The organism is Streptomyces sp. CNZ301 (assembly GCF_004217425.1).
The window spans coordinates 3,747,832-3,760,813 of the sequence record NZ_SHLG01000001.1 but is presented as its reverse complement, the minus strand read 5'-3'; the positions used below and the strand labels follow the sequence as shown (position 1 = coordinate 3,760,813).

The following is a 12,982-nucleotide window of genomic DNA, read 5'->3' as shown; positions in this document are numbered from 1 at the left end:
GTGAGTTTCTTCCTGGACGCGTGGACGTGGCTGATCACGGGCGCCAACTGGACCGGCGGCGACGGCGCGACGCACCGGCTCGCCGAGCATCTCTTCCTCACCGTCGTCTGCCTCGGCATCGCCTGCGCCGTCGCCCTGCCCGTCGCCCTGTGGCTCGGGCACGTGGGGCGGGGCGGCGCGCTCGCCGTCAACATCTCCAACGTGGGCCGTGCGGTGCCCACGTTCGCGGTGCTCGTCCTGCTGACGCTGAGCCCCCTCGGCAAGCACGGCGACGTGCCGACGATCATCGCGCTGGTGCTCTTCGCGATTCCGCCGCTGCTCACGAACGCCTACGTCGGGATGCGCGAGGCCGACCGTGACGTGGTGGAGGCGGCCCGCGGAATGGGCATGTCCGGATGGCAGCTGCTGGGACGTGTCGAAGTGCCGCTGGCCTTCCCGCTGATCATGACGGGCGTGAGGTCGGCCGCCGTACAGGTCGTGGCGACGGCGACGCTGGCCGCGCTGCCCGGCGGCGGCGGGCTCGGCCGGATCATCACGGCCGGCTTCGGGACGTACGACACCCCGCAGGTGGTGGCCGGCGCGGCGCTCGTCGCGGCGCTCGCCCTGCTGGTGGAGGGCGTGCTGGTGGTGGCCGAGCGGCTGCTGGACCCGATGCGCGGCCGTCGCACGAGCGGGAAGAAACGGGGCCGCGGCAGGTCCGGGGAACCTGGCTCCGCCTCCCGTCCCCCCTCCCCTTCCTCGTCTTTTTCGTCTTCCTCGTCGCACTCCCCTTCGTCGCCCTCGGGCTTCGATGAAAAGGTGATTCCCGCCCGGCCGACGTCCTGACCGATGACGAGCGACAACTCCCTGGCCCTGGGGTTCCGATGCCTGGGGTGACACCTGTACCCCTGACGAACGGTGGACATGATGAATGAGGCAGCAACTCCGAAGCCGGACCGGAAGCCCCGCAGGGCGCGCACACTGCTCGCCACGGGCGGCGCCGTGGCCGTTCTGGCCACGGCCCTGACCGCGTGCGGCGGAAACAGCCTGGAGAAGGAGGGCGGCGGCTCCGCCGACGGCGGCTCCAAGGGCGAACTGGTCGTCGGCTCGGCCGGATTCACCGAGTCGCAGATCATGGCGGAGCTGTACTCGCAGCTGCTCACGAAGGCCGGCTACAGCACGTCGATCAGCAAGCTGAAGAACCGCGAGCTGTACGAACCGGCCCTGGAGAAGGGCGAGATCGACGTCGTGCCGGAGTACGCGGCGACGCTCGCCGAATTCCTGAACGCCAAGGAGAACGGGCCCAATGCGAAGCCCGTCGCATCCAGTGACGTCGGGAAGACGACCGCCGCGCTGGAGAAGCTCGCGAAGCCGCGCGGGCTGAAGGTGCTGCCCGCCGGTGACGCGGTGGACCAGAACGCCTTCGCGGTCACCGAGGAGTTCGCGAAGAAGCACAAGCTCAAGACCCTCTCGGACCTCGGCAGGTCCGGCGAGAAGGTCAAGCTCGCGGCGAGCGACGAGTGCGAGGAGCGGCCCTTCTGCCGCCCCGGCCTGGAGAAGACGTACGACATCGACATCACCGGCATCGACCCCAAGGGCGTCGGGACGACGCAGGCGAAGGAGGCCGTCAAGGACGGCACCGACCAGATGGTGCTGACGACCACGACCGACGCCACGCTCAAGGACTTCGGGCTCGTTCTCCTGAAGGACGACAAGGGCCTGCAGAACGCCGACAACGTCCTGCCGGTCGTCAACGCAAAGAAGGCGGGCGGCGAGAAGGTCTCCGCGGCGCTGGAGAAGCTGACGCAGGTCCTGACAACCAAGGACCTCACCGACCTCAACAGGAAGGTGGACGCGGAGCGGCAGAAGCCGAAGGACGTCGCCGAGGAGTACCTCAAGGCGAAGAACCTCCTCTGAGAGCCGGGCCGGATAGCGTCCGGCGATCGCGTACGGGAAGTCCACGGCGAGTCCGGTCCCCGGAGCGCCGCGGCGCGTACGGCGGGTCCGGGGGCACGAGAAGTAAGGGGCGCGTACGGCGAGTCCGCGGGCGTACGGGATGTCCGGCGCGTGCGGGATGTCCGAGGGGCTTTTCGCGGAGTTCCGTGAGGCGTTCTCGGACGGTTTTCCGGCCAAGGGCGCGGGGTTGCCGGAGCGAGGAATTCCAGAAGGGGACAGCGGAGGCGAAAGAGGACAGCGACGGGTTGTGGCGGGGTAACAATGCCCCATGTCCGGTGCCTGATCGGAGTCCTGCAAGGTACATTCCAGGCCATGCCTCGTGGACGTCATCGCCATTCGCAGCCACTGCACCGGGTCCTCGCCCCGGCAACTGTCACGGTGGCGGCTCTGCTCTGCGCGGGCGCCGCCTGGCTGTTCGGCGAAGCCGGCGTCGGCGACGTGGAAACGGTGCTGCTCAGGTCGTGTGCGGCCGGTGCCGCCGTCGCGGCCGTGACCGGTGCAGTGTTGCTGCGGGCCTGGGACCGGGCGGCGGGCAAGCGGGTCGGTGAGCTCAAGGCCAAGCAGGCGAGCACGGAGTGGCGCGCCGAGGAGCGGCAGGCGGAACTGGAGGGCCAACTCGAGGAGGCCCGCCAGGCACGCGAGAAGACGCGCGGCAGGCTTCGCGACAAGCGTGCCGAACTGGCCCAGCTGCGCAACGAACACGCGGATCTGTTGCGCCGCTACGCGAACGCCGAGACGGAGCGTGCGAGCGCGCTGGAAGGGCGGCGGCAGCTGCAACTGGAGTCCGGCGAGCCGACCAAGGCGCTGGCGGCATCGGCCACGGACCACCGCCATCCGTCGGGCGCCCCGACTCCGCTGACCTACCTCCAGGCGAACGAGGCACTGCGCAACCTCAGCCGCAACCTCGCGCGGCGGCAGGAGCGCGAGGAGCAGGAACGCGAGGAGCGGCAACAGGAGGAACTGGAACGCCAGGAGAGGCTCCGCAGGGAGCGCGAACTGCGTGAGCAGGAGCGCGAGGCCGTGCGGCAGGCTGCGCTGCACAAGCCGGGGGCCGCGGCCGAGGAGCGCCGGCCGGCCGAACCGGAGGGCGCGAAGTTCGACTTCTTCGGCACCGCGGGCACGGCCAAGCCGAAGCGGCGCGCGAAGAGACTGTCCGCCACACAGGGAGCACAGGGCGCCTCGTCCGCACCGTCCAGGGCGGCACGAGAACCCCGCGAGGCTTCCGAGCTGTTCGAACTCCGTGAGCCACGTGAGCCACGTGAGCCACGTGAGCCACGTGAGCCACGTGAGCCACGTGAGTCACGTGAGCCACATGAGCCCGGTGAGCGGCGTGAGCCGCGCGATGTGCCTGAGCAGCCCCGCGGCGTCGAGAAGTCCGAGGCGCCGGAGACCTCCGAGGCGGCCGGTACGGAGGAGGTTCCCCCGTCCGCGGTCAACGGCCGGGCGGCGCAGCCGGAACCGGGACGCACGAGCACGAGCGCCGGCACGAACGGTACGAACGGCCCGAGCACAGTGAAGGGGCGGGGCACCCGGTACGTCCCGGGGAAGCCGCCCGCGTCGTCAGGAGAGCCGGGCGGCGCAGGCACGGAGGGCACGGACGCGCCGGAGGCGAAGCGGCCCGGGAAGCCCGGCAAGGCCGAGGCGTCCACGGAGCCCGGCACGGACGCCAACGGGGCCGCCGGAAAGGCGGGTTCGGGTGTCTCTGCTCCGGGCGCACGTTCCGGGAGGAAGCAACCGGAAGCCGGTTCGGGCTCGTCGTCCGCCGTGCCGGACCGTTCGCCCGGTAAGCACGCCAAGCGGGACGACATCACGCGTGACGAGTCCTCGGAGTCGTCCGAGTTGTCGGAGCCGTCCGAACTGTCCGGGACGTCGGAGCGGGCGGAGACCTCGAAGTCGTCGGCCTCGTCGGATCTGTCGGGACCCGCTGCGGCGGGCTCCGGACGGGCGGAGCCGCGGCCGGCCCCCAAGTCCCCCAGGCGAGGAGCGGCTTCCCGTTCCGCGTCCGGCTCCGTGTCCGGCAGTTCGTCTGCGAAGGCGGCGGACGCGCCGAGTGGTACGAACGCCGCCCCTGGAACCGCCGCAAAGTCCGGGAAGGGGCCGGACGAGAGCAAGTCCGGGGCGGAAGGCAGCGGATTAGGCGAGCCCGAGGCCAACTCGCAGCCGGAGAGGGGGACTGAGAAGCAGTCCTCCGCGAGGGACAAGGACTCCTCTACGAGGGAGAAGGACTCCTCTTCGAGGGGGAAGGACTTCTCTACGGAAAAGGGGTCTCCCGCGGAGTCGGGGGCCGAGTTCGGCCCTGCCGCGAAGTCCGGTCCCTCGGCGAAGTCCGGTTCCCCGGCGGCGGATTCCGGTTCCGGGAGGTCCAAGCCGGAGTCCAAGCCGAAGCCGAAGTCTGAAAAGGAACCGGAGACCGACAAGGAACCGGAGACCGACAAGGGATCGAAGCCCGACAAGGGATCGAAGTCCGAAAAAGAACCGGAGACCGAAAAAGAACCGGAGCCCGATAAGGGACCGAGGGCCAAGGCGGAGCCGGAGTCCGGGAACGAGCCGGAAGCAGAGGCCGCGTCCGAGCCTGAGTCCGCGGACGAACCTGAGTCCGGGTCCGGGTCCGAGTCCGGGCCCGGATCCGAGTCCGAGGCCGAGGCCGAGTCGAAGGCGGACCAGGCAGCCGAGGCGGAATCCGGAACGAAGTCGGGGCACTCCGCGCCGAATCCCCGCAAGCCGGCGGGCTCCAAGCCCAAGTCGGACACCGGTGTGCGCAACGTCGGCTGACGGAGCCGCCGGCCGTTCCGCTCGCGCGGCGACGTCCGCGTCACGACACTCTCGCGCCGGCGGCCGGCGCTGCCCGTGACGCCGCCCTCACCCCTGTCCGCCCCCAGCCCCGTCCGCGACGGCGCACGGCCCGCCGCGGCGGTCGGCGTGGGCTACTTGTCGATGTCGCCCACCACGAAGAAGAACGACCCCAGGATCGCCACCATGTCGGCGACCAGCGTCCCCGGCAGCAGCTCCGTCAGCGCCTGGATGTTGTTGAACGAGGCCGAACGCAGCTTGAGCCGGTACGGCGTCTTCTCTCCCTTGGAGACCAGGTAGTAGCCGTTGAGCCCGAGCGGGTTCTCCGTCCAGGCGTACGTGGCTCCCTCCGGCGCCTTCAGCACCTTCGGGAGCCGCTGGTTGACGGGACCGGGCGGCAGCTGCGAGAGACGGTCGAGGCACGCGTCCGCGAGGTCGAGCGAGTTGTGCGCCTGTTCCAGCAGCACTTCGAAGCGGGCGAGGCAGTCGCCCTCGGTCCGCGTGACGACCTTGAGGGTGTCCCGCAGCTCTCCGTACTCCAGATACGGCTCGTCGCGGCGGAGGTCGAAGTCGACGCCGGAGGCGCGGGCGATGGGGCCGCTCACCCCGTAGGCGTGCGCGGTCGCCCGGTCGAGGACCCCCACGCCGCGAGTGCGCCCGCGGAAGATCTCGTTGCCCGTCACCAGGCTGTCGAAGACTCCCATCCGGGACCGTACGTCGGCGACGGCCTGCCGGGCCCGGCCCTGCCAGCCGGCCGGAAGGTCCTCCTTCAGGCCGCCGACCCGGTTGAACATGTAGTGCATCCGGCCGCCGGAGATCTCCTCCATCACGTGCTGAAGCTCCTCGCGCTCGCGGAACGCGTGGAAGACGGGCGTGATACCGCCCAGTTCCAGCGGATACGAGCCGAGGAACATCAAGTGGTTGAGGACGCGGTTGAGTTCGGCCAGCAGCGTGCGCGTCCACACGGCACGCTCGGGAACCTCCATGCCGAGCATGCGCTCGACGGCGAGTACCACGCCGAGTTCGTTCGAGAAGGCGGACAGCCAGTCGTGGCGATTGGCGAGGACGATGATCTGCCGGTAGTCGCGGGCCTCGAACAGCTTCTCCGCGCCGCGGTGCATGTAGCCGACGACGGGTTCGACCTCACTGATCAACTCGCCGTCGAGGACGAGCCGCAACCGCAGGACGCCGTGCGTCGAGGGGTGCTGGGGGCCGATGTTGAGCACCATGTCGGAGCTCTCCGCGGCGCCGCCGATGCCGACCGTGGTCTGCTTGCCCGGGCCGTCCGGTGCCGCCGCGGTGCCGTCCGTCATCGTCCGCTGACTCATGGGCTCAGTGTCCCACCCGCTTGTCCGAGGCTTCCCGGCGGCGGTGCATCTTCCGGAGCCTGCCCTTCGCCGCTGACCCGGCCGTAAGGTGGCGGCATGACGACGGGGACGGGGATGTCCGACGCGGGGAAGGACCCGAAGAGCGTCTCGCGGGACGACTCGGGTCACGTCGCGGGTTACGACTCGGGTGACGGACCGGGTCACGACTCGGGTGACGGACCGGGTCACGACTCGGGTCACGGACCGGGGAAGGACATGCACGGCACCGGGCCCGGGCCGTCCGAGCCGGTGCGCGAACACGAACCAGAGCACGAACCCGAGCGCGAACCCGAGCGTGAACCCGAGCGTGAACCCGAGCGCGAACCCGAGCGTGAACCAGAGCACGAACCAGAGCGTGAACCCGAGCGCTGGAGCGGTGTCGAGCGAGCACTGCTGCGGATGCGCCGGGTCGTGCTGCTGTGCACGCTGCTTCCGCTCGCAGCCGTCACGACCGGAGTCCTCTGGCCGACAGCCGGCCCGGCGTGGGCCGCCCTCGCGCTGCTGCCGTCCGCCGCCGCCGCGTGGGGCTGGGGCGCGCTGGAGCGCAACTGGCGCTCCTGGCGGTACGCGGAGCGCGCCGACGACCTGCTCATCAGCCGAGGCGTGCTCTGGCGGGAGCTGACGGTGGTGCCGTACGGGCGCATGCAGCTCGTGGAGGTGACGTCCGGACCGCTCGAGCGGCGCTACGGCCTCGCACGCGTTCAGCTGCACACCGCCGCCGCCACGACCGACGCCGCGATTCCGGGTCTCGTGCCGGACGAGGCGGAACGCCTGCGCGACAGGCTCACGGAGCTCGGCGGCGCCAGGTCGGCAGGACTGTGAGCGCCGTGGTGAGCCGGCCGGCGGCCCTGGCGGCGGCCCTGGTGGCGGACGCGCATCCATGAGCGGAAAAGCGGAGGGCGGGGTGGACGGGACGGACAGGGCGGACGGGACGGACAGGGCGGACGCGGTGAACGGAGCGGAACCGGCGGCCGGGGAACCCACCGGCACCGGCAACGAATCCGGCGCTGCCCCTGCCCGCGGCACCGCCAAGGACTCCGGCACCGGCACCGGCACCGGCACCGGCAGCGCGCCGCCGCCGTCGGGCCGCCCGCCGCGCCGTCCGGAGGGGAAGCGGCTGCACCCCGTCACGCCCTGGCGTCGCGCCTGGGCTCCCGTCGCGGGACTGGTCGCCTTCTCGGTCCACGATTTCGAACGCACCCGCGAGTGGTTCACGCATCTGACGCCGGGCTGGCTCGCGGCGGCGTTCGCCGTGCTGCTCCCGGCGGCTGCGGCCTACGGCTTCTTCTCCTGGTGGTTCACCAGCTACCTCGTCACCGACACCGAACTGCGCATCCGTACGGGCCTGGTCTTCCGGCGCACCGCGCACATCCGGCTCGACCGCGTACAGGCCGTCGACGTGGGCAGGCCCCTGCTGGCCCGCGTCGCCGGGGTGGCCAAGCTCAAGCTGGACGTCGTGGGCACAGAGGCGAAGGACGAACTCGCCTTCCTCGGCGAGCGCGAGGCCGTCGACCTCCGCGCCGAACTCCTCGCCCGCGCCGCCGGGATCGCCCCGGAGGCCGCACCGGAGGCGGGCGAGGCCCCTGCCCGTCAGCTGCTGCGTGTCGGCACCCGCACGCTGGTCACGGGCCTGCTGCTCATGGGCACCGGCTGGGGCGCGCTGCTGATGATGCTGGGCGTACCGGTTCTCGTGTACTTCGCCAGCGGCAGCGTTCTGGGTGCCGTGGCCGCTCTGCTCCCCGCCCTCGGCGGTGTCTGGGCGAGTACGGGCGGCCGCTTCCTCAAGGAGTACGACTGGACGGTGGCCGAGTCGCCGGACGGACTGCGCCTCGACCACGGCCTGCTGGACCGCGAGCACGCCACCGTGCCGCCGGGACGCGTGCAGTCCGTGCGGATCACCGAGCCGCTGCTGTGGCGGCGCCGTGGCTGGGTGCGCGTCGAGCTGGAGATCGCGGGGGCGGGCAAGGACAAGGGCGGAGTGCTCATCCCCGTCGCCCCTCGGGGCGATGCGGCCGCCGTTCTCGCGCGCGTACTGCCCGGAGTCGACCTCGTGGCCGCGGCCGGGACCGCCGCTCCCGTCCCCCGCCGGGCACGCTGGTGCGTGCCTCTGGCGTGGCGCGGATACGGGCACGGAGCGACGGACGCCGTGTTCGTCACCCGCAGCGGGCTGATCAGGCGCCGGGTCACGCTCGTCCCGCACGCCAAGGTGCAGAGCGTGCGCTTCGTGCAGGGGCCGTGGGAGCGCCGGATGCGGCTGGCGGACGTGGCCGTCGACCACGGCGCCAACGGCTGGACGGCGGCCCGGCTGCGCGACGCGGAGGAGGCACGGGCTCTTGTGCACGCCCAGGCGGAGCGCTCCCGTACGGGGCGGCGCGAGGCCCGTCCGGACCGCTGGATGACCGGCGCCCCGAGGCAGGAACAGGGGCAAGTGCAGGGGCAGGCGCAAGTGCAGGGGCCGCCGGCTGCTGCCCCTGCGGGCGAGGCGTCCGATGGGCCCGCCACCGAGGCGGACGGGGGCCGCCCAGCCGGGTCGGCTGGCTCGGCCGGGTCGGCCGGGGCGGCGGAACCAGCCGGATGAGCCCGACGAGCCCGGCCGGCCCGATGAGCCGCGCCGGCCCGATGAGCCGGGCCAAGGCCGGGTCAGCCGAAGGGTGACGGGACACCGCCGAGGGGCTGGATCAGCCAGCTGAACGAACCCAGGCCGCCCGTCTCGGTCAGCTCCGCGGCCTCGCCTGCCGAGGCCAGTTGCCGTACGTACGCCGCGGGATCGCTGGACGCCAGCGAAAGCGGCGGACGGGCGCCGTCGATCCCCAGGGTGTGGAGGGCGTCGCGCTGGGAGCGGACGGCCGGAGGCACCACCCCGGTGGTCGCAGCCGCACCGGAGGCCGCTCCCGTGCCGTGGCCGGCGGCGGCCCGCGCACCCGCTGCCGCGCAGGCGTCCATCGCGACGTGGGCCGTGAGATCCCGGCTGCCGTCCGGTACGGGGCGCACCTCGCGGCCGTCGAGGTAGCCGGTGAGCGTGCCGAAGGGCGGTCGGTCCTCGCGGAAGTGCGCGAAGTCGACGGCCACGGCGAGGCCCTGCGTGAGCGTGCGCACGGCCGCCGCCCACGCCTCGTCGCGAGGAAGCCCGATCTCGGCGCGCAGTCCGGGCTCCGCGCCGCCGGTGCGGCCGGGGCCGCTCTCGACTCCGCTGCCCGGTCCGCCGTGGGGCTCGCGGTCAGGTTCGCGTCCAACTCCGCGGTCAGCCCAGTCGCGGTCGGCCCCGTCGCGATCGGCCCCGTTGCGACCGCCCCCGCCCCGGCCGGCGGCGCCGGATTCGGCTCCGAGGGATTCGGCTCCGCGGGGTTCGCCGGAGCCGCCCGGCCCCAGTGGCCACCACCGTTCCAGCCACTCGGCCTCGGGCCCGTGCAGGGGGTCGCCGAGCCGCTCGGCGCCGTCCGACGTCCGCACGAGCACGGTGCGGGGGACCCCGTCGGAATCGGTCTCGGCCACCTCGACTGGCACGTTGTCGAGCCATTCGTTCGCGAAGAGCAGGCCGACGGACCCCCGGGGAGCCGGCAACTGCCGGGACCACACGATGCGCTCGTCCAGCCCATGGGGACGCGGAGCGCGCTCCACCGCGTAGGGGCGCACACGTGCGGCGACGTCCGCGGGCAGCGCCCCGAGCACGCCGGTGAGCAGTTCGCCGCGCCCGGCCCCGACATCCACAATGGTCAGCTCCCCGGGGCGCCCGAGAGCGTCGTCGACGTGCCGCAGCAGCCGGGCGACCGCGACCGCGAAGAGCGGCGACGCGTGAACCGACGTACGGAAGTGGGCCGACGGTGCTTCGCGCACGAAGAAGCCGCCCGACCCTGCGCCGCCCGACCCTGCGCCGTCCGAACCCGGGTCGTCCGAACCCGGGTCGTCCGACCCCGCGCCGCCCGCACCCGCCGTCCCGTCCGTCCGTCCCGCGCCCCCACCTGTCCTCGCACCGGCGTTCGCGTCCCCGGTTGCGTAGAGCGCGCGCTCCGCGGCGGCCCTCCACGGCAGCCAGACGCCGTCCATGCCGTCCGGTCCGCCGGGTCGGTCCGGCCCACCTGGGCCGTCCGGTCCGTCCGCGCCGCCGGGCCGCGTCGGGCCCGTCTGGGGTGTGTCCACACGGCCACGTTAGGCGAGCGGTGCGGACGATCTTCCTCCACCTTGCGGAGTAGGCAGGCGCTGCGGGATCGGCCCCCGGGCTGACCCCTGCACGTACTCGGCCTGAATACGCTGGGTTATGTGAATCGCATCTACGATTTCATCCGCAGGCACCCCACCTGGGTGGACAGTTGGTGGGCGGTCCTGCTGCTGGTGATTTCGGCGGTGTGGATCGTCGCGAACGTGGGGACCGACGGGGCAGGTCTGCCGCGCGGGCCCCAGGAGCGGATAGCCGCGGTCCCCATAACCCTCGCGATGTGCACGGTGGTCGCACTGCGCCGCCGCGTACCGGAGAAGATGCTCGTCCTCGCGACGGGAACCGGTGTGGCCCAGGTCGTCACGCACGTCGACGTCGGGCCCAGCAATTTCGCCATGCTGGTGATCGTCTTCACGGTGGCGTCCCGGAACACCCGCTGGGCATCGCGCTTCGCCCTGTTCGGCGCACTCCTGGCCCCCACCATCGCCGCGCTCCGCTGGCCCGACGAGAGGCAGACGCTCACCAGCGCGATCCTCGGCGACATCTTCATGACGGTGACGTTCCTCCTCGCCTGGGTGCTCGGCGACTCGCTGCGCACCCGCCGGGCCTACTACGCGCAGCTCGAAGAGCGCGCCACCCGCCTGGAGAAGGAGCGCGAGGCGCAGACGAAGATCGCGGCCGCCGCCGAACGGGCCCGCATCGCCCGTGAGTTGCACGACGTCGTCGCACACAACGTCTCGGTCATGGTCGTTCAGGCCGACGGTGCCGCATACGTGCTGGACTCCGCGCCCGAACAGGCCAAGCAGGCCCTGGAGACGATCTCCGGAACGGGCCGGCAGGCGCTCGCGGAGATGCGCCGCCTACTCGGCGTGCTCCGTACCGGCGAGGTAGGGAGCGCCGCGGGCGGCTCCGCCGGCCGGGCCCGCGAGAGCGGCAACGGGATCGGCGACTATCTGCCGCAGCCCGGCGTCGAGCAGCTCTCGGAGCTGATCGACCAGGTCAGAGGCGCGGGACTCACCGTCAGCTTCTCGATAGAGGGGACTCCGCGCCCGCTGCCCAGCAGCGTCGAACTGACCGCGTACCGCGTGGTGCAGGAGGCGCTGACCAACACGCGCAAGCACGGAGGCCCGGAGGTCGGAGCGACCGTCCGGCTCCGCTACGGCCGTGACGAGCTCTCGCTGCTCGCCGAGGACGACGGACGCGGCGCGGAGCGCGAGCTGTACGAGGACGGCGGCACCGACGGGCTCGGGCACGGCCTCATCGGGATGCGCGAACGCGTCAGCATGGTCGGAGGGAGTCTGGAGACCGGCCCGAGGCCCGGCGGCGGGTTCCGTATCAGCGCGGTGCTGCCGTTGAAGGCCGCCCACTGAGCAGACGAGGAGCGAAGCCGTTGCCCGTGCACGAGGCGTCCCCGCAGAGCCCGCCCGCGAACGAGCCGCCCGCGAGCGGCCTGCCCGCGTACGGCCTGACCGTGTGCGTCCTCCCCGCGTACGGCCCAGCTCCGTACGGCCCACTTCCGTACGGCCCGGCTTTGTACGACCGGCTCGCGAACGAGCCGCCCGCGTCCGCACGTCCTCCCGTCAGTGACCTCGCGTCCGCACGTCCTCCGGCCGGTGACCCCGGGTCCGAACATCCGGCACCCGCACGTCCCACGTCCGTACCTCCCGCCACGACCACCTCCAAGGGGCCCCGATGACGATTCGCGTGATGCTCGTCGACGATCAGATGCTGCTGCGCACCGGCTTCCGGATGGTGCTGGCCGCGCAGCAGGACATGGAGGTCGTCGCCGAGGCCGGGGACGGCGCCGAGGCACTGGAGAGGCTGCGTTCGACGGCGGTAGACGTCGTGCTGATGGACGTGCGGATGCCGAACGTCGACGGGGTCGAGGCCACGCGCCGCATCTGCTCCGGGAGTTCCGGTTCCCCGAAGGTACTGATCCTGACGACCTTCGACCTCGACGAGTACGCCTTCTCCGCGCTCAAGGCCGGTGCGAGCGGCTTCATGCTCAAGGACGTGCCGCCCGCCGATCTGCTCGCCGCGATCCGCGCCGTGCACAGCGGGGACGCGGTCGTCGCGCCGAGCACCACGCGCCGGCTCATCGACCGCTTCTCGACCGTGCTGCCCGCCACCGCACCCGAGCCCCTCTCGAACGGCCTGGAGCGGCTGACCGACCGGGAGCGGGAGGTGCTGATGCTCATCGCCCAGGGGCTCTCGAACGGGGAGATCGCCGCCCGCCTCGTGCTCTCCGAGGCGACCGTGAAGACCCATGTGGGCCGCATCCTGGCGAAGCTCGAACTGCGCGACCGTGTCCAGGCGGTCGTCCTCGCATACGAGACGAAGCTCGTCAGGGCGGGCGGCGGCGCCCCGTAACGGCCCTGCACGCGACGTCCGGCACGCCACGCCGCGCGCACCCGCGAACGCCGGCCCGCAGGCGACGCCCGGCCCGCGAGCCCCGGCCCGGACGCGCACCCCGCGCGGTCGTCCGCAGGAGGCCGAGGAAGTCCGCGACGGCCCCGCGCGTGCTCCCCGGACCACTCGGGTCCGTCCGCGACGACCGTCACCTTGTCCATGGAGGGGCCCGGAGCCTCCACGCTCCGCACTCGCGGACGATGGGGCGCAGGGCGAGTGGCCGCCCGCAGGTGCTCGTACGCCCCTTCGGCGCTCACGCCCGCCGCGAAGGAATAGCATGGCCCGCAGGACGTCCGGTACCCGGCGAGGACCGGAACGGAACACGGAA

The 12,982-nt window shown here is 72.4% G+C and carries 9 protein-coding genes; 7 read left to right on the top strand and 2 right to left on the bottom strand.

Annotated features, from left to right (window positions below):
• The 3 genes from EV375_RS16230 to EV375_RS29145 all read left to right on the top strand — a co-directional run bounded on the left by EV375_RS16230 (position 1) and on the right by EV375_RS29145 (position 4,707).
• Entirely contained in the window at positions 1-825 is an 825-nt protein-coding gene (locus EV375_RS16230; RefSeq protein ID WP_130300060.1) for an ABC transporter permease, read from the top strand.
• A gap of 81 nt (positions 826-906) precedes the next feature.
• Complete coding sequence (locus EV375_RS16225; protein WP_130300059.1) at positions 907-1,896, top strand: ABC transporter substrate-binding protein; 990 nt, start codon at positions 907-909, stop codon at positions 1,894-1,896.
• Between the two features lie 351 nt (positions 1,897-2,247).
• A complete protein-coding gene (locus EV375_RS29145; RefSeq protein WP_165434745.1) occupies positions 2,248-4,707 on the top strand; it encodes a hypothetical protein in 2,460 nt (819 codons plus the stop codon).
• Positions 4,708-4,859: 152 nt separating this feature from the next.
• Here the strand turns inward: EV375_RS29145 and EV375_RS16210 are convergent, their stop codons facing one another.
• A complete protein-coding gene (locus tag EV375_RS16210; RefSeq protein WP_486588507.1) occupies positions 4,860-6,053 on the bottom strand; it encodes an NADH-quinone oxidoreductase subunit D in 1,194 nt (397 codons plus the stop codon).
• 438 nt (positions 6,054-6,491) lie between these two features.
• Between EV375_RS16210 and EV375_RS16205 the strand changes: the two genes are divergently transcribed.
• Both EV375_RS16205 and EV375_RS16200 read left to right on the top strand, forming a co-directional pair.
• Positions 6,492-6,914, top strand: coding sequence for a PH domain-containing protein (locus EV375_RS16205; protein ID WP_130301890.1), 423 nt, complete (start codon positions 6,492-6,494; stop codon positions 6,912-6,914).
• Between the two features lie 58 nt (positions 6,915-6,972).
• Complete coding sequence (locus EV375_RS16200) at positions 6,973-8,670, top strand: PH domain-containing protein (RefSeq protein ID WP_130300056.1); 1,698 nt, start codon at positions 6,973-6,975, stop codon at positions 8,668-8,670.
• Between the two features lie 62 nt (positions 8,671-8,732).
• On the opposite strand, the gene EV375_RS16195 is transcribed toward EV375_RS16200, so the two are convergent.
• Positions 8,733-9,926 carry an SAM-dependent methyltransferase gene (locus EV375_RS16195; RefSeq protein WP_486588743.1) on the bottom strand — a complete coding sequence of 398 codons (1,194 nt, stop codon included), beginning with the start codon at positions 9,924-9,926 and terminating at the stop codon, positions 8,733-8,735.
• 423 nt (positions 9,927-10,349) lie between these two features.
• Here EV375_RS16195 and EV375_RS16190 point away from each other — a divergent pair, with 423 nt between their 5' ends.
• Together EV375_RS16190 and EV375_RS16185 are read left to right on the top strand one after the other, a co-directional pair.
• Positions 10,350-11,615 (top strand): sensor histidine kinase, encoded by a 1,266-nt coding sequence (locus EV375_RS16190; protein ID WP_130300055.1) that lies wholly within the window; start codon positions 10,350-10,352, stop codon positions 11,613-11,615.
• Positions 11,616-11,937: 322 nt separating this feature from the next.
• Positions 11,938-12,615: a response regulator transcription factor gene (locus EV375_RS16185; RefSeq protein WP_130300054.1), complete on the top strand. Its 678-nt coding sequence runs from the start codon at positions 11,938-11,940 to the stop codon at positions 12,613-12,615.
• The last annotated feature ends 367 nt before the right edge of the window (positions 12,616-12,982 follow it).

Coding starts and splice junctions, on each gene's coding strand:
- EV375_RS16225 (WP_130300059.1), top strand. CDS start 907: ATGAATGAGGCAGCAACTCCGAAGCCGGACCGGAAGCCCCGCAGGGCG.
- EV375_RS29145 (WP_165434745.1), top strand. CDS start 2,248: ATGCCTCGTGGACGTCATCGCCATTCGCAGCCACTGCACCGGGTCCTC.
- EV375_RS16210 (WP_486588507.1), bottom strand. CDS start 6,053: ATGAGTCAGCGGACGATGACGGACGGCACCGCGGCGGCACCGGACGGC.
- EV375_RS16205 (WP_130301890.1), top strand. CDS start 6,492: ATGCGCCGGGTCGTGCTGCTGTGCACGCTGCTTCCGCTCGCAGCCGTC.
- EV375_RS16200 (WP_130300056.1), top strand. CDS start 6,973: ATGAGCGGAAAAGCGGAGGGCGGGGTGGACGGGACGGACAGGGCGGAC.
- EV375_RS16185 (WP_130300054.1), top strand. CDS start 11,938: ATGACGATTCGCGTGATGCTCGTCGACGATCAGATGCTGCTGCGCACC.